At 69.0% G+C, this 22,243-nt stretch carries 27 protein-coding genes; 20 read left to right on the forward strand and 7 right to left on the reverse strand.

The features are described 5' to 3' along the window. Positions 1-27: 27 nt before the first annotated feature. Entirely contained in the window at positions 28-1,275 is a 1,248-nt protein-coding gene (locus ITI46_RS22025) for an NAD(P)-binding protein (RefSeq protein ID WP_209241431.1), read from the reverse strand. 128 nt (positions 1,276-1,403) lie between these two features. Between ITI46_RS22025 and ITI46_RS22030 the strand changes: the two genes are divergently transcribed. From ITI46_RS22030 to ITI46_RS22045, 5 genes are all read left to right on the forward strand, one after another. After that, positions 1,404-2,219: an Fpg/Nei family DNA glycosylase gene (locus ITI46_RS22030; protein WP_209241432.1), complete on the forward strand. Its 816-nt coding sequence runs from the start codon at positions 1,404-1,406 to the stop codon at positions 2,217-2,219. A 112-nt stretch (positions 2,220-2,331) separates the two neighbouring features. Continuing rightward, positions 2,332-3,465, forward strand: coding sequence for a hypothetical protein (locus tag ITI46_RS22035; RefSeq protein ID WP_209241433.1), 1,134 nt, complete (start codon positions 2,332-2,334; stop codon positions 3,463-3,465). A 186-nt stretch (positions 3,466-3,651) separates the two neighbouring features. Continuing rightward, positions 3,652-3,786, forward strand: coding sequence for a hypothetical protein (locus ITI46_RS35550; RefSeq protein ID WP_280634809.1), 135 nt, complete (start codon positions 3,652-3,654; stop codon positions 3,784-3,786). Between the two features lie 43 nt (positions 3,787-3,829). Beyond that, positions 3,830-4,021, forward strand: a complete 192-nt coding sequence (locus tag ITI46_RS22040; RefSeq protein WP_209241434.1) for a hypothetical protein — start codon at positions 3,830-3,832, stop codon at positions 4,019-4,021. A 95-nt stretch (positions 4,022-4,116) separates the two neighbouring features. Then, positions 4,117-4,575 carry a VOC family protein gene (locus ITI46_RS22045; protein WP_209241435.1) on the forward strand — a complete coding sequence of 153 codons (459 nt, stop codon included), beginning with the start codon at positions 4,117-4,119 and terminating at the stop codon, positions 4,573-4,575. Positions 4,576-4,610: 35 nt separating this feature from the next. Here the strand turns inward: ITI46_RS22045 and ITI46_RS22050 are convergent, their stop codons facing one another. Next, the gene (locus ITI46_RS22050) at positions 4,611-5,930 is read right to left on the reverse strand and encodes an MFS transporter (RefSeq protein WP_247746389.1); all 1,320 of its coding nucleotides are present in this window, start codon (positions 5,928-5,930) and stop codon (positions 4,611-4,613) included. A 299-nt stretch (positions 5,931-6,229) separates the two neighbouring features. Between ITI46_RS22050 and ITI46_RS22055 the strand changes: the two genes are divergently transcribed. The 3 genes from ITI46_RS22055 (at position 6,230) to ITI46_RS22065 (ending at position 8,643) form a co-directional block, all read left to right on the forward strand. Further along, positions 6,230-7,096, forward strand: a complete 867-nt coding sequence (locus ITI46_RS22055) for a helix-turn-helix transcriptional regulator (RefSeq protein ID WP_209241437.1) — start codon at positions 6,230-6,232, stop codon at positions 7,094-7,096. A 399-nt stretch (positions 7,097-7,495) separates the two neighbouring features. Continuing rightward, positions 7,496-8,260, forward strand: a complete 765-nt coding sequence (locus ITI46_RS22060; RefSeq protein WP_209241438.1) for a MerR family transcriptional regulator — start codon at positions 7,496-7,498, stop codon at positions 8,258-8,260. Positions 8,261-8,307: 47 nt separating this feature from the next. Further along, positions 8,308-8,643 (forward strand): YnfA family protein, encoded by a 336-nt coding sequence (locus tag ITI46_RS22065; protein ID WP_209241439.1) that lies wholly within the window; start codon positions 8,308-8,310, stop codon positions 8,641-8,643. A gap of 639 nt (positions 8,644-9,282) precedes the next feature. Here ITI46_RS22065 and ITI46_RS22070 read toward each other — a convergent pair. Then, on the reverse strand, positions 9,283-9,858 hold the full coding sequence (locus ITI46_RS22070; protein ID WP_209241440.1) for a hypothetical protein: 576 nt from the start codon (positions 9,856-9,858) through the stop codon (positions 9,283-9,285). Between the two features lie 1,654 nt (positions 9,859-11,512). Here ITI46_RS22070 and ITI46_RS22075 point away from each other — a divergent pair. Both ITI46_RS22075 and ITI46_RS22080 read left to right on the forward strand, forming a co-directional pair. Beyond that, entirely contained in the window at positions 11,513-11,881 is a 369-nt protein-coding gene (locus tag ITI46_RS22075; protein WP_209241441.1) for a type II toxin-antitoxin system RelE/ParE family toxin, read from the forward strand. Beyond that, positions 11,881-12,204, forward strand: coding sequence for a helix-turn-helix domain-containing protein (locus ITI46_RS22080; RefSeq protein ID WP_209241442.1), 324 nt, complete (start codon positions 11,881-11,883; stop codon positions 12,202-12,204). Before ITI46_RS22075 ends, ITI46_RS22080 begins: the two co-directional genes overlap by 1 nt. 738 nt (positions 12,205-12,942) lie before the next feature. Here the strand turns inward: ITI46_RS22080 and ITI46_RS22085 are convergent. The 4 genes from ITI46_RS22085 to ITI46_RS22100 form a co-directional block, all read right to left on the reverse strand. Further along, entirely contained in the window at positions 12,943-13,281 is a 339-nt protein-coding gene (locus tag ITI46_RS22085; RefSeq protein WP_209241443.1) for a hypothetical protein, read from the reverse strand. Positions 13,282-13,738: 457 nt separating this feature from the next. After that, positions 13,739-14,059: a hypothetical protein gene (locus ITI46_RS22090; RefSeq protein ID WP_209241444.1), complete on the reverse strand. Its 321-nt coding sequence runs from the start codon at positions 14,057-14,059 to the stop codon at positions 13,739-13,741. Further along, positions 14,056-14,520, reverse strand: coding sequence for an ATP-binding protein (locus tag ITI46_RS22095; protein WP_209241445.1), 465 nt, complete (start codon positions 14,518-14,520; stop codon positions 14,056-14,058). The genes ITI46_RS22090 and ITI46_RS22095 overlap by 4 nt, the downstream gene beginning before the upstream one ends. A 45-nt stretch (positions 14,521-14,565) precedes the next feature. Further along, entirely contained in the window at positions 14,566-14,973 is a 408-nt protein-coding gene (locus ITI46_RS22100; protein ID WP_209241455.1) for an NUDIX hydrolase, read from the reverse strand. 114 nt (positions 14,974-15,087) lie between these two features. On the opposite strand from ITI46_RS22100, the gene ITI46_RS22105 reads away from it, so the two are divergent. From ITI46_RS22105 to ITI46_RS22150, 10 genes are all read left to right on the forward strand, one after another. Continuing rightward, on the forward strand, positions 15,088-15,876 hold the full coding sequence (locus tag ITI46_RS22105) for a GntR family transcriptional regulator (RefSeq protein ID WP_209241446.1): 789 nt from the start codon (positions 15,088-15,090) through the stop codon (positions 15,874-15,876). Between the two features lie 203 nt (positions 15,877-16,079). Next, entirely contained in the window at positions 16,080-16,430 is a 351-nt protein-coding gene (locus ITI46_RS22110) for an SCO3933 family regulatory protein (RefSeq protein WP_209241447.1), read from the forward strand. 2 nt (positions 16,431-16,432) lie between these two features. Then, a complete protein-coding gene (locus tag ITI46_RS22115; protein ID WP_209241448.1) occupies positions 16,433-17,800 on the forward strand; it encodes an FtsK/SpoIIIE domain-containing protein in 1,368 nt (455 codons plus the stop codon). Positions 17,801-17,886: 86 nt separating this feature from the next. Beyond that, positions 17,887-18,516, forward strand: coding sequence for a DUF2637 domain-containing protein (locus ITI46_RS22120; protein ID WP_209241449.1), 630 nt, complete (start codon positions 17,887-17,889; stop codon positions 18,514-18,516). A gap of 20 nt (positions 18,517-18,536) precedes the next feature. Then, positions 18,537-18,728: a mobile element transfer protein gene (locus ITI46_RS22125; RefSeq protein ID WP_209241450.1), complete on the forward strand. Its 192-nt coding sequence runs from the start codon at positions 18,537-18,539 to the stop codon at positions 18,726-18,728. 22 nt (positions 18,729-18,750) lie between these two features. Further along, positions 18,751-18,945 carry a hypothetical protein gene (locus tag ITI46_RS22130; RefSeq protein WP_209241451.1) on the forward strand — a complete coding sequence of 65 codons (195 nt, stop codon included), beginning with the start codon at positions 18,751-18,753 and terminating at the stop codon, positions 18,943-18,945. Between the two features lie 11 nt (positions 18,946-18,956). Further along, positions 18,957-19,226: a SpdD protein gene (locus ITI46_RS22135; RefSeq protein ID WP_209241452.1), complete on the forward strand. Its 270-nt coding sequence runs from the start codon at positions 18,957-18,959 to the stop codon at positions 19,224-19,226. Positions 19,227-19,347: 121 nt separating this feature from the next. Next, positions 19,348-20,694 (forward strand): replication initiator, encoded by a 1,347-nt coding sequence (locus ITI46_RS22140; protein ID WP_209241456.1) that lies wholly within the window; start codon positions 19,348-19,350, stop codon positions 20,692-20,694. After that, the gene (locus ITI46_RS22145) at positions 20,691-20,903 is read left to right on the forward strand and encodes an excisionase family DNA-binding protein (RefSeq protein WP_209241453.1); all 213 of its coding nucleotides are present in this window, start codon (positions 20,691-20,693) and stop codon (positions 20,901-20,903) included. Before ITI46_RS22140 ends, ITI46_RS22145 begins: the two co-directional genes overlap by 4 nt. Further along, the gene (locus ITI46_RS22150; protein WP_209241454.1) at positions 20,903-22,066 is read left to right on the forward strand and encodes a tyrosine-type recombinase/integrase; all 1,164 of its coding nucleotides are present in this window, start codon (positions 20,903-20,905) and stop codon (positions 22,064-22,066) included. Before ITI46_RS22145 ends, ITI46_RS22150 begins: the two co-directional genes overlap by 1 nt. Positions 22,067-22,243: the final 177 nt, after the last annotated feature.

Below are 22,243 nucleotides of genomic sequence, written 5' to 3' on the forward strand. Positions count from 1 at the left end.
GCCCGCCTGAGCCCCCGCCCCCGCCCGTCACCGCGCGCGTGAGCGGGGGAGCGAGCCGCCGGGCGAGCCCGTACCGGTGCCGCCGCCCCGCTCCCCCAGCGCCAGCCGTACCGCCTCCAGCGCGCTGGCGAACGCCACCTCGCTCAGTACGCCCGGAGCCGCCACCTGGTCGCCGACGAGATAGCGGCCCGCTCCGCGGTCGATGGCGGGGCGGTCGCGCCAGCTGGTGCCGGGGACGTCCACCGCGCCGGTCCGCGCGTCCGCCGTCGCCTCCGTACGGTGTACGACGCGGCTCCGCCAGCCCGGAAAGCCCAGGTCGAGCAGGCGTTCCGCGCGGGCGAGCGCGGCCGACCGCGGCTCGCCGGGGGCCAGCGGGAACTGGGCCTGCAGCAGCGACTGCCCGGCCGGTGCCAGCGAGGCGTCGGTCGCGGTGAACCGCTCGATCCACCCCGGGGCGTCCAGATCGGAGACCACGAAGGCGTCCCCCGAACGGGCTTCCAGCGCCAGGTCCAGCAGCGCCGTCCGCCCACTGGGCCAGCTCAGCGCGGGGTCGTCCAGCAGCGCACGGGCCGCCGCCAGCGAGGTGGCGACCACGACGGGGCCGCGCCGGGCCGCCTCGGCGAGCGCGTCGGCGTCCAGCCGCGCCCCCAGCTCCACACGTACGCCCAACTCCCGTACGCGCCCGGCCATCCGCTCCACCAGAGCGGACCAGCCGCCGCGCGGATAGTGCGCCTCGGGCGGCAGCTTCGAGGCCCGCCGCATCCGCTCGTGCGTGAACGCAGCCGACAGCTCGCCCGGCGCGTGGTGGAAGGTGGCGACGGCCGCGAAGTTCGCCGCCGCCCGCGCCGTGTCCTCCCCCAACTGCGCGGTGGCCCACTCCAGATAGGGCGCCCCGACGGGCGCGTCGCGCCTGCGCCGCAGCCGCAGCAGCCCGGGCGGCGGGGTGCGGCGCAAGGCGCCGCCCTGGTGGTAGCGCGCCCGGAGCCCTTCCGCGACCGGTATCCGGGCCATCGGCGGCAGCAGCCCGCGCCGCTTGAGCCAGCGCCAGTGCGGTCCGCCGTTGTAGAGCGCGTGCGGGCCCTCGTTCGTCCGGTAAGGACCCTCGGCGGTGCGCGCCCGCCCGCCGAGCGCGCCGTGTGCCTCGTACAGCGTGACCTCGGCCCCTGCCTCGGCTGCGGCCAGCGCGGCGGTCAGCCCTCCGAAGCCGCCGCCGACGACGGTGAGGTGAGGGAGGTGGGGGAGGTGAGGGGCGTGAGCGGGGTGACCGTGCGCCATGGGAGCCTCCAGCTTTCCCTTGAACTCTGTCGCTGTCTGACGGACGGACCGGGGGCTGCGCGATGTGACATCGCCCGGCATGCGGCCGGCGCCGGCCGTTCGTACGCTGGATGCGGAGGTGGGCGACCATGCCTGAGCTTCCCGATGTCGAGGGCTTCCGGCGGGTCCTGGCCGACTGCGCTCAGGGCCGGACCATCCAGCGGGTCGAGGTCCGTGACGCGGGCGTGCTGCACGGCGTCAGCGCGCGCCGGCTCCGCAGCGAACTGGAGGGCCGGAAGTTCACCGAGCCGGAACGGCACGGCAAGTGGCTCCTCGCACACACCGGCGGCCCCACCCTTCTGCTGCACTTCGGCATGACCGGCCGCCTGGTCTGCGCGGCCGCCGACGAGGAGCCGCACCGGCACGACCGCGTACTGTTCACGCTCCGCGGCGATCGCCAGCTCCGCTACCGTGACCAGCGCAAACTCAAGGGCCTCTGGCTCGCCGACGACCCCGAGGCGGCCCGGCTCCTGGACGATCAGGGCCCTGACGCGCAGAGCATCGCGCGCGCCGACTTCGACGCGGCCCTCACCGGCCGCCGCGGACGCCTCAAGGCCGCACTGACCGACCAGTCGGTATGCGCCGGACTGGGCAATCTGCTGGCCGACGAGATCCTGTGGCAGTCCCGGCTGCACCCCTCCCGCGCCACCGGCTCCCTCACCGAGGACGAGCGGGCCTCGCTCTACCGGACGATGCGCAGCGTGCTGCGTACCTCCGTGGGCGCCGGGTGCGTCCCGCCCCGGGACGACTGGCTGACCGGCCACCGCGACGATCCCGGCCGCGCGCCCTGCCCCCGCTGCGGTACGCGGCTGAGCTCGGCCCGCGTCGCAGGGCGCACCACGTACTGGTGCCCGCACTGCCAGCCGGAGCGGGAGCCCGCGTCCGCGTCGGCTTCGGCGTCGTAACGGCCCCGTACGCAGGAGCCCCCGGCCGCAAGGCGCAAGCGAGGTCCCTCTTTCGCCTGAAGGAGTCGGCGCCAAACGCTGGTCTACCGGAATAGTCGTAAGAATCAGCTGCATGAGCAGCGACCCACATTCCGGACCGGAAGAGAACGCTGACACCCCTGGGCCGAAAGAGGAATCCGCCACCGAAAACGACGAGACGGTCCCGGTCGGGGAACACGGCCCATGGGAACTCCGCCAGGTTCTTCTCGCCCGTACGAACGAGCTCCAGGCCCTCCTGGAGGACCGGTGGCGTACGCACGGCAAGGACCGCAACGACCTGCTCGACAAGGCCAAGGACGAGCTGAGCAGCGCCCGCAGCGTGCTCACCCACGCGCACCGGAGAAAGAGGTCCGCCTCCCATATCGCGGTGGGGCAGATTCACGTCGACACCGCCCACAATCTCCTGCTGCGCCTTTCGGACCCCAAAGAAATCGTGGCGATGATGCCGGGAGTGCTGGCCTCGGTGCGCGAGGCGCTGCCTGCCGACGACCCCCGGCGCAGCGCCGTCGAAAGAATCGCCCGGTCTCCCACGAAAATCACGGAATCCGAGCGCGAGTCGCTGCTGGACGCGGTGAGCGTGGCCCGTCAGGTCCGCATCCAGAAGACCCTGCGCGTCCGCAGTTTCGTCACCATCGTGCGCTGGATCGCCGGCGGGCTGGCCTTCGGAGTGGCGATGGTGGCCATTCTGGGCTGGTTCTTCGACGACACCGTCCCGCTGTGCTTCTCGCCCAACCGGGTCTCAGGAGCGAAGGAATACCAGGTCGTCTGCCCGACGAGATCGTCTCCCGACGCCAAGGCGAAGCACGTCGACGCGAGCCTGGCCGCGACAACAGCGCCTGCCGACTACCTGGCGATCGAATTCGTGGGACTGGTGGCCGCCGGAATCGCAGCAGCCGTCACGATCAGGCGCATCGGCGGAACCGCGGAACCGTACAACGTGCCTGTCGCTCTCGCCCTGCTGAAACTCCCCATGGGCGCGCTGACCGCGGTACTCGGCCTCCTGCTGATGCGCGGCGGATTCGTCCCCGGTCTGACCGCGCTGGACTCCTCCGCCCAAATCATCTCCTGGGCCATCATTTTCGGTTACGCCCAGCAAATCTTCACCAGGCTCGTCGACACCCAGGCCAAAAACGTCCTCGCCGGGGCAGGCGGCTCCGTGACCACCCCTCGCCCCGCGCACAAACCCCCACACCCGCCGCCGGGCTGACACAGCCGGCCACCACCCGATCTTCGCCGACGGCCTGCCGCGCAGGCGCCCCGCAGCGAGCCCTCAGCACCCGCACTCTGGCCGAAATCCGCTGCCCGGGCCGAATCGGATCCTTCACGGGACGGCGGAACGCCGCTAAAGTGATACGCGCTCACATCTTCTACGGAGAAAGGGAGGAGGGAAGCCGTGCCCACCTTCATGAACAGCTGGACCGCCAAGGACCACGGGCGTGTCCGCGTGAACCGTAAGCCGCGAGAAGCTGCTGGAAGGGCCGGATCCTTCATCTTCTCCGCACCAGGGATCATTTTCCTGTCGCTGTGACCGTAGAAAGCGCGCCCGGCCCGTGCGCGGGGAGGCGAGCGCGATGTTCCTCGATTTCCTTGAAGCCCTGGGTACTTTCTTCGGCGGCCTCGGCGCCCTCATTGCCGCCACCACCCAACTCCTCACCTTTCTGAAGAAGAAGGACGGAGAACAGGAGCCGGGTCGTGCCGGCGACGAGCCGGCGTCCTGGATGATACCCCTGGGGCCAGTCCCCCACCTGACCCCAGCATCCTGACCGGGCCTGACCGGGCCATTCTGTCCGCAGAGAATTCCCAACTCACCAGGCGTACTCTGTCCATTCCTCCTCCCCCCACAGAAAGGGCCACAGTGGTGGCGACTCACGGCAATCTGCCTGCACCAGATCAGGGACTCGTCCTCACCCACTTCCTGACCGTCCGCGATGTCGCGACATCACGGCGCTTCTACGCCGACATCTTCGGCGGCGAGGTCGTACTGGAAGAGAACCCGGCAATCGTGAAGGTGGCCAACAGCTGGATCATCATGAACCCCGGCGGCGGGCCAACCCCTGACAAGCCCGGCGTGACACTCGTACCGCCGGAGGACGGCGACACGGTGTCCAGCTTCCTGAATGTCCGCGTCGCCGACATCGCCGCCTTCCACGCCGACGCCGTCGCCAAAGGCGCGGAATTCCTCACCGAGCCCCTCGACCGCAAGGCCGAACTGCGCTGCTATCTGCGCGACCCCGACGGCTACCTCATCGAAGTCGGCCAGGCCACCGGCATGCTCCAAGGCATCTTCGCCGACCGGCCCACCGCCCACGACCACTAGCGCACCCCGACCCGGTCAGCTCGAGCACTGCGCACTCATACGCAGGCCGGCTTACCGCCCTCGGGGACGCGCAGCAGCGTCCAGGCCGCAAGCGCGGTGGCCGTCAGCACTCCGGCGGCCACCGCCATGCTCAGCCGCATGCCGGGCACAAACGCATCCGCCCGGCCCGCGATGAAGGTGCCGAACAGGGCGACGCCGAGCGCGCCGCCCGTCTGACGGCTGGTGTTGAGCATCGCGGCGGCCGTTCCCGCGCGCTCCCTCTCGACGCTGTCGAGCAGCAGCGAGGTGAGTGCCGGGACGACCAGTGCGCTGGCCACCCCGACCGGGATCAGCAGCAGCGTCACCAGCGCCGCGGAGCCGCCCGCGTCCACGGCCGTCAGCGACAACAGGCCCGCACCGAGGACGAGCTGGCCGACTACGAGGACGGTCCGCTCCCCGATACGCGCCGTCAGCCGGGGCGAGACGAGGTTGAGTACGGCCGTCGAGAGCGCCATCGGCACGAACATCAGCCCGGCCGAGAGCGCCGACTGGCCACGGACCTGCTGGAAGAAGAGGCCCAGGACGAATATGGCCCCGTAGAAGGCGACGTTGATCGCGAAGCCCACCAGGAGGGGCACCGAGACCGTACTCCGCCGCAGCAGCCCCAGCGGCACCATCGGGTCCTGCTGCCGGCGCTCGACGGCGGCGAACGCGGCACCGGCGGCCAGGGCCAGCCCCGTGGCGCCGAGCACCAGCGGGCTGCCGTATCCCGTGTGGCCGCCCTCGATCACGGCGAATGTCAGCGCGGTCAGCGCCACGACGGCGGTGAGCTGGCCCGGCAGATCGAAAGCGGCGGTACGGCGCGGTGAGGGTGCCACCCGCGCCAGCAGTACGACGGCCAGTACGCCGACCGGCACGTTGAGGAAGAAGACGTACCGCCAGCCGACGGTCGTGGTCAGCAGTCCGCCCAGCACAGGGCCCGCCGCCATGGCGATGGCCCCGGCCGAGGCCCATACGGCGACGGCGCGGGCACGCCGGGCCTGGTCCGTGTGTGCCTGCCGGATCAGCGCCAGCGAGGTCGGCATCATCACGGCCGCCGCCGCGCCCTGCAGTACCCGTGTGGCGATGAGCGGCCCCATGGCGGGCGCGAGGCCGCAGCCGAGCGAGGCCGCGGTGAAGGCGACGATCCCCCACCCGTAGGCGCGCCGCGCCCCGATCCGGTCGGACAGCGCTCCGGCCGAGAGCATCAGCGCCGCGAAGAACAGCGTGTAGCTGTCCACCACCCACTGCAATCCGGCCATTCCGCCGTGCAGGCCCTCCGCCATCGAGGGCAGCGCGATGTTCACAGCGGACACATCCAGGATGATCAGGACCATACCCAGCACTGCGGCGCCGAGCGCGGCACCCGGGCCCTGCCCGCCGGCCCGGTTCAAGCGCCCCGGCGCCGGGGGAGAGACCTCAGTTGCCCGAGTTGCCCGAGTTGCACGGTCACGAACGGTGGTTGCCATGCCGCGATCCTCGACGATCCGGCGAAGCCACGGCAGACCGCACCGATCCGGGGAGCGCCAACCAGGGTGTGACAGGGCCCCTCTCATGTGCCGTGCCGGCTGCTCGCTTGGCAGACTGGGCTCCGGAAGCCGAGCAGGCCGGCGAGTGCGGGAAGGGTGGCGAGGGCATGCCGACTGAGGGGACGGAGCTGGGTCGGTATCTGCGGGCGCGGCGGGCGCTGATCGGGCCCGAGGACGCCGGACTGCCGGCCGGTACGGGCACGCGGCGGACACCGGGACTGCGCCGGGAGGAACTGGCGGCGCTCGCCGGAGTGAGCATCGACTACTACACGCGGCTGGAGCGGGGACGCGAGACACGGCCCAGCCCGCCGGTCGTCGAGGCCCTCGGCCGTGCCCTCCGGCTGCGCGGCGATGCGCTTCAGCGGCTGCGTGACCTGGCCGCGCTCGCCGCTCGGGGGGACTCGTCGCCGCACCCCGTCGAGCGCAGCGTGCGGCCGTCCGTCGTGCAACTGCTGGAGACGCTGCACCCCAGCCCCGCCTATGTCGTCAGCCGTACCAATGACATCCTGGCCGCCAACCAGCCGGGGATGCGGCTGATGCCGGGAATCGAGGAGTGGCCCGCGAAGCAGCGCAACATCACCCGCTATCTGTTCCTGCACCCGCTGAGCCGCACCCTGTTCCAGAACTGGGAGCAGATCATCGGATGGAGCGTGGCCAACCTCCGTGCCGCGGCCGGAGCCGATCCCGACCAGCCGGAGCTCGCCGCGCTGGTGGGGGAACTGCTGCTGAAGAGCCCGGAGTTCGCACGGGCCTGGGAGCGGTACGAAGTGGAGGCCCGCGGCGGTGGCGTCAAGCACTACCAGCACCCGGACGTGGGTGAGATGACGCTCTCCTACGAGGTGATGACGATCTCGCGCACCGACGGCCAGCGTCTGGTCACTTATCAGGCGACGCCGGGCAGTCCTGACCACGATGCGATGCTGCTGCTGGACATGTCCGACCCCCACAGGGATGCGCCGAGCGTCACCCGCTGAACTGGTGACGCCCAGAGCGCACCTGCCGTGACAACGGCCTCCCCCACGGGCGGTGGCCCGTCCCACACCTCCGGCAGCTCATTGATCCGCTCGGGCATCCCGGTGCAGTTCGCGGCTGAAGGACGAGCCGGCGCTGGTGCGTCGTATGTGTGGGTACGTAGCCGAGACTGTCGTCGATCCGTCTCAGGTACGTGTTGCTGTCGGCGGTGTCCGTCAAGAGCCCACCGAGTTCCGGATGGTGCGCACGGGCCAGCCGGACCGACTCGGCCGTCATCCAGCGGCCGAGGCCCCCCGGATGTCCACCCCGACCGAGGTGAAAACGCTACGCCTGTCCTCCGTCGCAGCGGGGCCTTGACCTTGGAGTCGAGTCGAACGTTTACCGTCGACCCCATAGGCGTCATGAAGATTTCCCAGCTCACCGAGCGCTCCGGCGTTCCTGCCACCACACTGCGCTTCTACGAGAAGGCCGGGCTCCTGGCAGCTGACCGCACCCCGGCGGGCTACCGGATGTACGGCGAGGAAGCAATCGAACGCCTCAGGTTCATCAGCGCGGCCAAACACCTCGGACTGCCGCTGGAGGAGATCGGCGAGCTGTTGGCAGTGTGGGAGACCGGAGCCTGCCGGGACGTCAAGGCCGGCCTTCGGCCGCGGATCGCAGCCCGCCTGGCCGCCGCGCAACAGCGCGCCGCTGAGCTGGCAACCTTCACTGCCTCCCTGCACACTGCCTTGGATCATTTGGACGCCCTGCCCGATCGCGCTGAGAAGTGCGACCCGCAGTGCGGCTTCCTCACCACGTCCGAACCAGGCCCGCCCCGGCCGGTGCAGGTCGCGCTCTCGCCCAGCCCGCAAGCCGCCGAGGACGAGCGAGAACGCCGGCGGACCGCGCCGGTCGCCTGCTCGCTCACCGGGGACGGCATGGCCGAACGGGCCGATCAATGGCGGAGGGTCCTCTCCGGCGCCGACCGGACGGAGATGGCGGATGGGCTGCGGCTGACGCTGCCCGCCGACCGCGCAGCTGCCATCGCCGGCCTCGCCGCGGACGAGCAGCAGTGCTGCCCCTTCTTCGGCTTCCGCCTTCATCTCGACGGGGAGGCACTGCACCTGGAAGTCCGAGCCCCCGCCGACGGCCACGAGGTGCTTACAAGACTGTTTGCCGCGGACTGACCCGCCGCTCCCATCTCCCCTTCTCCTGCCCGAGAAAGACTCCCTCTGTGCTTGTCGCTCGCTCCATCTCGCTGTTCATCGCTGCTGCCCTGTTCGAGATCGGGGGTGCCTGGCTGGTCTGGCAGGGCTTGCGTGAGCACAAGGGCTGGGTCTGGATCGGCGGCGGCGTCATCGCCCTGGGCCTGTACGGCGTCGTTGCCACCTTCCAAAGCGATGACAACTTCGGGCGCGTACTCGCCGCGTACGGAGGCATCTTCGTCGCCGGCTCGATCGCCTGGGGCATGGTCGCCGACGGCTACCGACCCGACCGCTATGACGTGATCGGCGCACTCGTGTGCCTCGTCGGCATGGCCGTCATCATGTACGCACCCCGCAACCACTGACTCCGACGAAACGCACCTTCCCCGCCGCCGGCCAACCACGGCGCTGAGGACCAACGGCCACGCCCAGCCACAGTGAGCCAGGGGCACGCCGGGGCCCCGGACACCGCAACAGGCCCAGCCAGCAAACAACCCCCAGGTCCCCAACCCGGGGTTCGCGTTGGAGCGGGCGACGGGAACCGAACCCGCGCTCGCTGCGCGGCGCCTTGATCCCCGGTGCCGACCGCTGATCACCGGTCGTTCTGGTGCACATCTGGTGCGGCAGTCGTGTGCCGAATCGAGATACGGCGTCGTCCCGGGAAGGGACCAGCCCGTTCGAGCCGGGCCAGGTGGGGGACATCCGCTTTTGGGGTTCGATCCGAGTCCACTCCGGCTGTTGCCGTCGACTGCTGCGACACCCGGACAGAGACGCTGCTGTGCGCCCCGTCCGGCCCCGTTGATGTCAGCTGCGGACGTCAGAATCCTCCCGTTGCGTAGCTGTAGAGGGACTGGACGGCTGCGGCCGTGCTCGTCGCCTTCCGTTCATGAGGGGGCCTACCCGACGTGGAATTGCATCCGCCAGGGTCGGGGACGTCGCGCGACTCGTGACCCGGGGGCGAGATCCCGTGAACGTTGCGGTGTCACAACCAACGCATAGACCACTCACGGCCACTTATTGCCGTTCTCGTCGGCGACCTTGACCAGGATGTCCTTCTTGCCCGAGGGCCATTTGACGGCAAGGCGCGTGGCCTCGATACCGGTGCCGGTGGCCTTTGTGTATTTCTTGTCGCCGCCCGGACACGTGAAGTCGAAGGTCGTCCGGCCGTCCTTGGCGATGTGGTACGTGCCGGAGCACTCGGCCTTGCCTGCGAGTACGGCCTTGTTGCCGTTTTTGGCGACGGCCAGGAAGAGCGCGTCTTTGCCTTTCTTCGTGGCCCCTGCGTCCTTGACCACCTCCTCGGGGCCTTCGAAATCGCGCTTCAGTTTCCCTTCGTCGAAGTGCGCTTTATCCGCTTCCGTGGATTTTCCTTTCACGGGTACGAATGCCCCAGGGAGGAAGCTTTTCATGTTCTCTTGTTCGTCTATTTCCACGTGGTGCGGCTTCGGTGAGGCATTCTTTTCGGGCTTGCTTGATTTACTTGCCGCCTTGTTGTGGTGCGTGCCCCCGCCGCAGCCGCTCACAAGCAGCGTTGCCGCCGCTACTGTGATCGTCCCCGCAAGTCGTATCGGTCGGCGCATGTGATGAACTCCCCATTACAGCCCGTGAGTTGGGCGCTCGCAGTGGTCAGGTTGCGAGCAGGCGGCCAACCTAGCATCCAGCTGCGGACCCTGGGGCACCCTTGCCTTTACTCGGCCGGGACGAGCTCTGAAGCCCGAGAAAGCGTGCATGGCTGGTTGACGATGGGTTCCAGCCCTTATGGCTGACGGAGGCCCTGGAGATTCCAGAAGGTCGGACCTCTACGAGCAATTAGCGCAGCACTTGAACAAGCGGCGCTGGTACCTCAGCCACGGAAAGCCAGTCACGACGGCGAGAGAGACGGCCGCGTACGCGCATGGTCCCCCTGGTCGCCCACCGGCATCAGCCACGCTTCCTGCTTTTGGCCTTTGCCCCGCAGACGCCTCCGCGAAAGCCCCAGTCGGCCACTTTGCGATGGCGAGACCGGCCCACAGGCAGCGACCAGATCAGGCGCCGTGGCACAGGGCCTCCCCGGTGTTCCGTGCCCGTCGGTGTAGTGCTCGATCGGCGTCGTGCTCCTGGTCGTGCTACATGCTCGCGTCCCGGACCGTAAAGGCACAGAAACCAGGGAGCTCCATTGCAGGGCACGCCAGTTGCTGCGCTGTGGTGCGCGCTGAGCGGGCCCGTTTGGGACCTCTGGCGGCCTGGCGCCGGATAGCGCGGCGCTCTGCATCCCAACAGGAAGCCCGCGTCCCTCATCTGTAGTCAACGACAACCCCAGCCGCTCGACGCCGATGAAGGGTGCCGTCCTCTACAGCGATGAGGGCGAGTCCTCACTGATCCACGTGACCGTGCCCGAGAGCGGCATCGCTGAGGATCTGCCGCTGGGTGCTCCAGTCTCGTTGCTGAGTCGGCAGCGGCGCGGCGATGCTGCGGACGCAGCTGCCCGGGCGGTTCTGCCGCCGGACCAACGCTGGACCCTTGGCCAAGACGGCACTTGATGACCTTCCCCGAAGCGGTCGGCACCGCCCGCACCATTGCCTCCCCCCCCCCGGCACCCCGTGAGCACTCAGCCAACCTGCTGCCTGGCTTGCCGGCATTTCAGCCTTCTCGGCCTGCCTTGTTGACGGTTCCGGCATGAGGAAGGCCCCCCGAACCGCAATTGGTCTGGTGCGCTGAGAAAGAGTCCGAGCGGGCCGCGCTGAGCCATCAGCACCCCGACGACGACCGTCGGCCCCGAGGTCGTCGCCGGCCCCGACAACAAACAAGACCCAGGTCCCTGACCTGGGTCTTCATCATGGAGCGGGCGACGGGAATCGAACCCGCGCTCTGAGCTTGGGAATCACAGGACATCAAGCGGGGAACAAGGTGTTGACCTGTTGAAACGCGGCTCCCTGGCCCTCGCTCGGCAGGCCCTGGAGAGCCGCTGTTGACCGTGAATGGCTGCCCTGACGGGCACGCATCGGGCACGGTGGCCGACGGTGCTGGGGCTCCGCATTCGCACGTGCCCTGGTCGCGGTTGCAGGTACGGCTTCGGCTGACCGGTGTCAGATGGACTGGGTGCCGCCCTCTGGGGTGGCGCAGAGCGCGCCGCCGGGGATGCTGTGAGCCCGTGCTGCTTTAGTCGGTACTTGGCCGCAGTCAGTGGCCGCGAACCTGACACCATCCCTTGCGTGAGCTTGCAGTATGCAATCTGATGCATATATCGTTGAGTGCATGGATGGGCAGTATGTGATCGAGGTTGAGCCCGAGGTGCGGGACTGGCTTGATTTGCTGCCCTTCCGCCTCTATCGCCGAGTGGAGGACAAGGCGGATCGTCTGCTGGTCGAGCCCACGACACTCGGCGAGCCGTATTCGCGGCACCTGGGTGGCAAGCTGCGTGAGCTGCGGATGGGGCTTGACGGGGATGCCGTCCGTATCCCCTACTGGCTCGCCCCGGGCCGTCGGATCGTGCTGCTGACCGTCTTCCGCAAGACCAGAATGCATGAGACTTCCGAGATCGAGCGGGCCCGTCAGGCGCAGAAAGTCTGCGAGGCCGAGCATGGTCCGGCCCAGCACACCTACGACCGAGTCAGGGAGGCGTGATGAACCACAACCAGTGGAAGACGCGTCGTACCAAGCAGCTTCTCGGTGAAGCCGTGGAGTACGACCAGGAGTACATCGACGCACGTCTCGCCGGTGACCTCGGGCAGGCCATCTACGACCGCCGCGTCGAACTCGGCCTGTCTCAGACCGAACTGGCCGATCGGGCGGAGATGACGCAACCGCAGATCTCGCGCATCGAGGGAGGAGACACCGTCCCGACGCTTCCCCTGCTGCATCGCCTTGCCAAGGCCCTGGACGGCTCGCTGAACGTGGCGCTGACAGCGGAAGGCTCCCGGGTAACCTTCACTCCGTATGCGGCCTGAGCGGTGCACGTCGCTGCTCGACGATGATCGAACCCCCTGGGTCCCTGACCTGGGGGTTCATCTCTGAGCGGGCGACGGGAATCGAACCCGCGCTCTGAGCTTGGGAATCACGGGGCACTTGGGCGCTGTCACCCTGCTGTCCTGCTATTTCGTGAGCTTCAGCTCGCCGGGCACGCTCGCGGGGAACCCCTCGTTTCCGTGGTTGTCCGGCCCTACGGGCACGGCACGGGCACGTCCTCCTTCACTTCTTACGGCGCTTGCGAGGCTGCTTCTTTCGCCTCTCGATCGTGTATGACGACCACTCGCCACGATGCCGGTAGCAGCGAGAAGCATTGACCATCGCCAAGTTCCTGCACCGAGTGCCCTTCTCGGTGATCGCGCCACACCTCGACTGAGTACCCATCGTGTGCCACCCCCCTGAGTCCGGCTCCGCTCCGGTGTCAGCTTGAGACATGGCCAGCTCGGGCGGGAGGGGCGCATCGGTTGCATGGGGAGCTGTGAGGGGGCGCTCTCCTCATGGAGAACACCTGTTTACAAGCTCTACAGAGATCGGTCAGAGACAGTCATGGGAGCCGTTCCCGGGTGCGGAGAGCGGGCTGAACGTCATCGGCGGTTACTGGGGTTGCTGTACCGCGCTGCTGTACAGCAACCCCACCCGCCCTTCTGCCTGCTGGCCCGTGTTCCCCGTTGTGCCCCGCCCGCGCCCTCGATGCGTTCTTCGAGGCGTGGCTGCTGTAGTCAGGGCTCCAGTAGCACCCTCGCGCGCTCTGCGAGCAGGGGCAGCAATCTGTCTCGCCACGTGTCGAGACAGACCATTCCACTGGACATACCACCATGGGCGAACTGCTCGCGGTATACCGATGACTCCGCGTTGGTGACAAGGTCAATCCCCACGAGTTCACTGAACGCCACCCGCAATAGGCTGACTGCCTCGTCGACCGATGCCGGGACGTCCGTCCTCGACAGATGGTCGCGAAGAGCCCGCCAGACGTGAGGGTCACCACGCAACCCCCACCTTTCGGGCTCCGGGTCGAAGAGTTCAGCCATCTTCGGGACTATTGCCTCATCACGTGTCATGGCATCAGCTTTGCAAACAGCCTCAGGTGGGGAAAGTCAGCCACGACGGCGGGACAGGCGCCTGAGCACCGTCACATGGCCTCCTCAGCCACCCACCGGCATCAGCCACGCTTGCAGGCTCTGATCTTTGACCCGCAGGCGCCTCCGCGCAGCCCCAGCCGACCACTCCGCGATGGCGTGACCGGCTCGCAGACCGCGACGAGACCGGGCGCCGCGCCACGGGCCTTATCGGCCTCGTGCACCTGGTCGTGCTCGTGCTGGCAAGCGTCAGCCGATGACCGAGCCGTACCGGATGAAGCGGCCACTTCTGCAACTGGCAAATTGCTGTGTCGGGTTGCGCGCTGAGCGGTCTGGGGTCGGCGCGAGCGGGGCGGAGACAGGAGCGGGCGGCGGCCACGGGCCGCCAGCGCGCGGCGGCCCGCGTCAGCGGGCCGCCTTGAAGCCGTAGAGAAAGTTGTTACGCACGCGCCTGGTGAGCTGGTGGGCAGGCTATCGGGCTTACCGTCCAAGTGGCTGCTGTGGTGCGCTGCTTGAGGGTGAGGGTGTGCCGCTTTCCCTGTTCGAGTTCACGGGCTGCTGCTGGTTGGCCGTGGTCGAGCCATGCTCGGGCTTCTCGGTAGGGCTCTTCGTCCAGCGTGACGGCGATCATCATGAGGCTGATGCGGACCCAACGCAGGGCTTCGCGGGGGCTGTAGGCGTCGTAGGTGCCGAGTCGGCGTTCGTTGACGTAGCACTCGCAGTAGTAGACCCGGTTCGGCGGAAGCGGTTGGGCGGTCATGGTGTCGGCCTCCGTGCGGGCAGTGCCATGCGTCCGCCTGGCAGAGCTGGTTCGTCAGGCTCGTCAGCCATCTCGACGGTGACCGTCCGGCCGTAGTCGTCTCCGCTGACCCGTACACGGCTGGCCAGTGCTGTCACGAGGCCGAGACCGCGGCCGTTGGTGTCGTCCTCGCCCGGCGTCTCGACGTGAGGCTTCGTCGTACTTCCACCTGTGTCCGTGACCGCCAGGACGACGGTTCCGCGCGAGCGGTGCAGGGAGATGTGGAAGCTCCCGTTGGGGCTGCCGCTCGCCGAGTGCATCAGCGCGTTGGAGCCCAGCTCGCTCACGATCAGGGCAGCGTCTTCGGCGTGCGGGCTGTCGCGCAGGACGTCACGGGTCCAGCGGCGGGCCCGGCCGACCTCTTCGGGGAGTCCTGGGCAGATGAGTTCCCAGATCCGCCAGTCACTCATATACTCGTGCATACAAGTTCCTCCATGCTGGTGGCCGCTATGGGTAGTGGGTGTGTGCTAGACGAGTCGCACGCCGTCGTGGGCTCGGACGGCCGGCGGGGATGCCCCATCGAGCGCGTCCAGGACGCGGACCGCGTATGCCTCGTCGGCGAGCTTGGTGACCTCTTCGCGGGTGGCCCAGCGAAGCGCGTAGGTTTCCTCGCCCGTCGTCGCGGAGCCGTCCACCGCCTCGCAGCGGAAGACCATCGAGACGATCAAGCCCGTCATGTTCTTGTAGACGCCAGTCAGCGTCGCCGGAAGAGCGATCTTGAACCCGGTCTCCTCAAGAACCTCGCGCTGGAGCGCATCGAGGATGGTCTCCCCGGGTTCCAGGACACCGCCCGGCGGCTCCCACTGGCCGTTGTCGCGGCGCTGGATGAGCAGCGCTCGGCCCGCGTCGTCAACGATGACCCCTGCGACGCTCACGGAGTGGGGGCGCTCTGCGCTACTCACGTTCCTCGGTCCCCTCAGATGGCTAGGCTTCTCCACCGTAGCAACGGTACTCAGCATCTCGTCTAGATATCCAAAGGAGTACACACCATGGCGGCTCTTTCCTCCGGCATTCTCGGGGCCCTGGACCCCACCAGCGACCGAGCGGTTTTCCGGCAGATCGCCGACCAGATTCGGGAAGCCATCGACAAGGGCCGCTTCAAGGAAGGCGCCAAGCTGCCCTCCGAGTCGGAGCTGGTCGAGCACTTTGGCGTCTCACGGATGACCGTCCGCAACGCGCTGTCCATCCTCCAGAGTGAAGGGCTGGTCTCCTCCGAGCACGGCAAGGGCGTCTTCGTCCGGCCGCGCCCCCCGGTGCGGCGGCTCGCCTCCGACCGATTCGCGCGGCGTCATCGTGATCAGGGGAAGTCGGCGTTCACGGTGGAGGCGGAAGCCGCAGGAAGCAAGCCCGAAGTGGACAGTCTTGAGGTGAGGGAAGAGAAGCCCGTCCCGGACATCTCCGCTCGGCTCGGCTCGGCCCGCAAGGTCCTCGCCCGGCGTCGGCGCTACCTGTTGGACGGGCGGCCGGTCGAGTTCGCCGTCTCGTACCTGCCGCTGGATCTGGCGCGCGGTACCCAGATCGCCGAACCCAACCCCGGTCCCGGCGGCATCTACGCCCGGCTGGAAGAGCTGGGGCACCGCCTGGACCACTTCGACGAAGAGGTGCGCGCCCGGATGCCCTCCCCGGCCGAGGTGAAGACGCTTCGGCTGTCCTCCGGCGTACCGGTCATCAGCCTGATCCGGACCGCCTACGACACCGAGGGCCGTGCGGTCGAAGTCTGCGACACCGTCATGGCCGCCGACGCCTACGTACTGGCCTACCAGCTCCCCGCAAACTGACGCTCCTTGGGAGCTCTGGCAACCATGGCGCTGGGCTGTCTCTCCAGACTCGTACACACTCAGGGGCATACTCGTATAGACGAGCAGCCAAGACTTGTGGCACAGTTGTCCGCATCCCAACAGCACGCCGGGATCTGTCACGCGAGAACTTGTCTAGACGACTAGCTCTCATGCTCGGCGTCCGTACGAAGGAGAGAACGACCTTGCGCACCATTCGAGTTGAGACCTCTACCGCCACGATCCTGCTGACTGAGGCACCTGCGCCGAAGGTGCGGGACCGTCAGACGGGCGAGGTGGCCAAGGACGCCACCAGCGGCGAAACGCTGATGAAGGTCGGCGTCGTCTACATCGATGAGGGTGAGTCCTCGCTGATCCACGTGACCGTGCCGGAGAGCGGTATCTCCGAGGGGCTGGCACTGGGTGCTCCGGTCTCCCTGCCCGGTCTGGTGGCTCGGCCGTGGGAGTCGGTATTCAACGGGCAGCAGCGGCACGGCATCGCCTACCGCGCTGCCGCTGTCGCCCCGGGCGCTGTTCCGGCTGGCGTGGGGGCCTGACCGTGTCCGAGTTGATGACGCTGGTGGAGGTGGGCGGCCCGGTTGCCGGGCTTGGGGCCGGTGCCGCCTACCTCCGGGCCCGGCACCCGGCCGCGTACTGGTCCACGGTCGGTATGCCTGCCTCGGCCCTTCGGCTGGTGGGCTCGTACGGGTCGGTCATGGATTCGTGCGGGCTGACGGTGGAGCCTTCCCGTCTGCGGGCGCTGGCCGTGCGGGCGACCACTCGTCGTGAGGTGCGGCCGGTGCCTCCTCGGCGGGGGATGCTGCGGCCGACCTCGACGGGCCTGCGGCTCCGGCTGCGGCTGGCACCGGGGCAGGAACCTGCCGACGTGGCCGCGTCTGCTGAGCGGCTGCGGCATGCCTGGGGCGTGCATGGCGTCTATGTCGAGCCGGTCAAGCCCGGTGTGGTCGAGCTGCGGCTGGTCGGCTTCGACGTCCTGCGGCGTGTCCGGATGCCGCGTAAGGCAGGCGGCGGGTTCCTGCGGGTGCCGCTGGCGTTGCGGGAGGACGCGACCGCGTTCGTACGGGACTTCCTCGCCATCCCGCATGAGCTGGTGCTCGGTGCCACGCTGTCAGGTAAGTCGATGTACCTGCGGCACTTGATCGCTGGGCTCGCCGGTCAGCCGGTGGCGCTGGCTGGTATCGACTGCAAGCGGGGTGTTGAGCTGGCGCCGTTCGCTCCTCGGCTCTCGGCGCTGGCGACTGATCCGGGGCAGGCTGGCGAGCTGCTGCCCGTGCTCGTACGGGAGATGGAGGACCGCTACGACCTGATACGCGCCCGGCAGGGCATCGCCCCGTCCACGCCGGATGAAGAGATCACCTCGGACGTGTGGGGACTGCCCGAGGACGAACGCCCGGTGCCGATCGTGCTGTTCGTGGACGAGGTGGCCGAACTGTTCCTCGTCGCCTCGCGGAAGGATGAGGAGCGGCGGGATGAAATGGTCACTCAGCTCATCCGGCTCGCGCAGCTCGGCCGTGCTGCCGGGATCTATCTGGAGGTGTGCGGGCAGCGCTTCGGGGCCGAGCTGGGCAAGGGCGCCACCATGTTGCGGGCTCAGCTCTCCGGCCGCGTCTGCCACCGGGTCAACGACGAACCCTCCGCAAAGATGGCGCTCGGCGACATCGCCCCCGAAGCGGTCGGCGCCGCCTGCACCATCGCACCCGAACGCCCCGGCCTGGCCGTCGTCGGTGACACCTCCGGCGGCTGGTCCCGCATCCGCACCCCATACCTGTCCCTGGCCGACGCTGCCGCCCGCTGTGAGCGCACGGCGCACCTGGTGCCGGACCTGCCCGCACTCAAGCCGTTCCGGCCTGCCGTTCCCGCCATCCGGCCGACCTCGCTGACCAAGCCCCGGCCCGCTACCGCCTGACCTTCCGCTCTCCGATTCGGCCGGCGCGTCCGCCTCGCGCCAACTCCCTACCCCTCCCATGCCGAAAACAGAAAGGAGGTGCCCCCATGCGCGCCCAACTCGGACGCGTGGATGCCGTGCTTGTCCAAGCGGTCATTGCTGCCGCGCTGTCCTTCGCGCACCTGCATGACCTGGCCTCAGCTGCCGGACAAGACGGCTGGAAGGCGTGGGCCTATCCGGTGTCGGTCGACCTGCTGTTGGTCGCTGCCTGGCGCCGCTTGCGCTCGGGCCGCGATCGGGCGGCGGGCTGGTGCTGGTTCCTCGTCGCCCTGGCCGCTTCCCTCGGCGCCAACGTCGCCACGGCTGGGCTCCTCGACCTGGGCGACGTTCCCGACTGGCTGCGCATCCTCGTCGCCGGGTGGCCCGCGCTGGCCTTCCTCGGCGGAACCCTCCTCGCACACGGTGCCCCGACACCATCGCCGGACGCCGCAAACGATGAAACGCCTGCGCCGGACGCCGCACATGACCCAGCGCCAGCACCCGCCGCCGAGCCAGCGCCCCCGGCCGAACCGCCCGCGCCGACAACGCCGGTACCGCCCGCGCTGATCGAACACGCCCGCAAGATCGCCGACGCGTACAAGGCAGGAACCGGCGCCTCCATCGATACCGCCACCCTCCGCGCCCGTCTCGGCGTCCCCGCGCCTCTTGCCGACCAGATCGCCGCCCAACTCACCTGACACCGAACCGGAGGACCGTCATGCCGTTCAACCGCCGCTTTCGCTCCGTGACCCGCATCGGCCCCGTACAAGTCGGGACTGCCAACGACGGCCGTGGCTGTGAGAAGCACACCGCCGCCTGCACCGCTCCGCGCTGCGGCTTCTCCGCCGAGTACGACTCGCGCGCCGCTGCCGAGCTGGCTGCCCGCACCCACCGCTGCCCGGTCCGCTGACCACAGACAGGAGATCCACCCCGTGAACGTAGAGCTGCCCTTGGTCGTCGTGCTGGGCCTGCTCGTGTGGGGCGCCGTGAAGTTCCTCGGCGTCCGCGTCTGGCTCGTCGTCGTGATCGCCCTGTTCGGTTTCTACCTCGCCGACACCTTCCTCGCCCCCGCCATCGACAACGGCACCCGCAGCGGAGTCGAGACCGTCAACGGCACCCACGACTGAAGGAGTCACCCATGCTGCTGCGCCCCGAACTTCCCCCGGCCCCAAACCTCCCGGCCACCACGACACACGCGCATGAACCGGTCTGCTCCTGCCAGCACACTCCCTCGGCCCCGCGCCGGTCGCTGTCCTCGGTCAGCACTGGCGCTGTCGGCCTGGTCCTAGTGAGCGGCGTCGTCCTGACCGCACTCGTGACCGCCGTTGCCGTGTCGGCCATCTCCGTGGCCGTGGCCGCTGTCGTCCTGCGCTCGCTCCTCAATTCCCAGCAGCACCGAAACCGCTGAACGGCTCCCGGGGCGGCACTGAAGCCGCCAAGCATCCGCCGCCCCGGCAGCCCAGCCCCTTCCCAACCCAAGAAGCCTGAGAAGGAGTACAGCCATCATCACCCGTCCCACCCCGCCACCGCTGCAAGAGCTGGGGAAGCTCGCCGCAACCGGCTCCCTGCCCGGTATCCTCCGCCAGCTCTCCGGCCTGGGCGGCTGCACCAACCCCATCCGCCTGGCCGGACACCGCACCGAACACCAGGTAGACACCACCACCGGCGAAATCGGCCCGACCCTTCGCCGCCTCGACTCCAACGACCTTCCGGCCGGTGACCTCCTTGTCCGCTGCGGCAACCGCCGCACCACCCGCTGCGCAGCCTGCGCCGAGACCTACCGCCGCGACACCTTCCACCTCATCACCGCCGGACTACGCGGCGGCAAAGGCACCCCCGAAGAAGTCACCACACACCCGCGCGTCTTCGCCACCTTCACCGCGCCGAGCTTCGGCCCCGTCCACAACCGGCCCGGCGCGCGTCCCTGCCGCTGCGGCCGTCGCCACACTGCCGACGACCCGGCACTGGGTACACCGCTCAACCCGGAGCGCTACGACTACGAATCCGCGGTGCTCTGGAATGCCCACGCGGGCATGCTCTGGCGCCGCTTCACCATCCACCTCCGCCGCGAGATCGCCCACCGCGCCGGACTCACCCAACGGGAGCTCCCGGAGCGCGCTCGCGTCTCCTTCGCCAAAGTCGCCGAGTACCAGAAGCGCGGCGCCGTCCACTTCCACGCAGTCATCCGCCTCGACGGCCCGGCCGGTGGTGAGACTCGGCCCCCGCACTGGGCTTCTGCCGAGCTGCTGGGCGACGCCATCCGCGCCGCCGCATCCCGTGCGGTCGTGCCCGGCCCGGTCCTCGACGGCCGCACCCACACCTTCACATTCGGGCGCCAGCTCGACATCCGCACCATCCACGGCCCCGACCTCGACGGCGGCCAAGCCCTCACCGACCGCGCCGTTGCGGCCTACATCGCCAAGTACGCCACCAAGGGAGCCGAGACAGCGACGGGCACCCTCGACCGCCGCCTGCGCTTCGTCGCCGAGCTGGCCACCCTCAACCTGCCCCCGCACGCCGAACGACTCATCCGCACCGCCTGGGCCCTCGGCGCCCGCAAGGACCTCGAACACCTCCGCCTACGCGCCTGGGCCCACATGCTCGGCTTCCGCGGCCACTTCTCCACCAAAACCCGCCGCTACTCCACCACCCTCGGCGCCCTCCGCAACGCCCGTACCGAGTGGCAACGCCTCCAAGCGGCCATCGCACGCGGAGACAACCCACACCCTGTGGACGACGCAGACGAGACGACGACGCTCGTCCTCGCCCACTGGACCTACGCCGGAACCGGCCTCACCCCCACCGAGCAATGGCTATCCGCCTCCCTCGCCGACACCCCGAACGCCCACACCCCGGAAGGAGACAGCGCCCGATGACGGACCGGTACCTCAGCGTCGACCAGGTCGCCGAAGTCCTCGGCACCACACCCCGCTTCCCGCGCCGTCTCATCGCCGAGCGCCGCATCACCTTCGTCAAGGTCGGCCGGCACGTCCGCATCCCGGAGAGCGCGCTGGCCGCCTACATCGAGGCGCACACAGTCCAGCCCCGCCACCGCTCACGCTCCCGCTACGGGAGGGCCGCGTAATGGCCAAGAACAAGCGCAGCTTCGGTCGCATTCGCAAGCTGCCCTCCGGTCGCTTCCAGGCGCGATACCTGGGCCCGGACGGCGTTGACCGCCCGGCTCCGGTGACCTTCGGGAGCAGACGGGATGCCGACGACTGGCTTGCCGAGAGGCAGACCGAACTGCGGCGCGGCGAATGGCGGGACCCCGACGCGGGCGCGGTCAACTTCGAGGAGTACGCGCTTCAGTGGGTGGCGGAGCGTGGTCTTTCGGCGACTACGGACGAGCTGTACCGGCGCCTCCTGCGCCTGCACATCCTGCCGACCTTCGGAGACGTGGACCTGGACAGTGTCACGCCTCCGCACGTCCGCACCTGGCGTACCGAACGGCTCAAGGAGACGGGGCCGACGACCGTCGCCAAGTCCTACCGTCTGCTGAAGTCCATCTTCGAGACGGCCGTGGATGACGAGTTGCTGCGTCGCAACCCCTGCCGTATCCGTGGAGCGGGCAAAGAGACGGCGGACGAGCGGCCCGTGGCGACGGTGGACCAGGTGGACGCCCTCGCCGACGCCCTGGGCCCGCGCTGGCGGCTGATGGTCTACATCCAGGCGTACGGTCCTGCCCGGCCGGAGGAACAAGCGGCGCTGCGGCGGCCGGACGTGGACCTCGTCCGCGTAGGCGTCTGGATTCGTACGGCAGAGCCCGAGCTGTGCACCGGTCGCCGCGCTCCCGGCGACACGAAGTCGGCAGCCGGAAAGCGGTTCATCGCTCTGCCTGCCTTCCTGGAGCCGGAGCTGCGGCTGCACCTGGAGCTGTTCGCCGAGAAGGAACCCGAGGGGCTGTTGTTCGTGGGGGAGAAGGGCGCCGCGTTCCGGCGGTCCTCCTTCGGGCGGAAGTGGCGGAAGGCACGAGGGAAGGTGGGTCTGCCGACCAACTTTCGCTTCTACGATCTACGTCACACGGGCCACACGATCTCGACGCGGTCGGGCGCCACCCTGAAGGACACGATGGTCCGAGCTGGCCAGTCCTCGGAGAAGGCGGCGCTGCGGTACCAGCACTCGAACGACGACCGGCAGCGCGAGGTGGCCGACGGCATCGACGCCTACGTACAGGCTCGTCGGGCACGCACCGACGGGAACAAGGCAGCCTTGCCACCATCGGGCACGCAACGGGCACGGGATACGTAACCGCCCCCGACAACAAACAAGACCCAGGTCGCTGACCTGGGTCTTCGTCGTGGAGCGGGCGACGGGAATCGAACCCGCGCTCTGAGCTTGGGAATCACAGGACATCAAGCGGGGAACAAGGTGTTGACCTGTTGAAACGCGGCTCCCTGGCCCTCGCTCGGCAGGCCCTGGAGAGCC

Source organism: Streptomyces oryzae (assembly GCF_017676365.1).
In the GTDB taxonomy this organism is placed as follows: Bacteria; Actinomycetota; Actinomycetes; order Streptomycetales; family Streptomycetaceae; genus Streptomyces; species Streptomyces oryzae.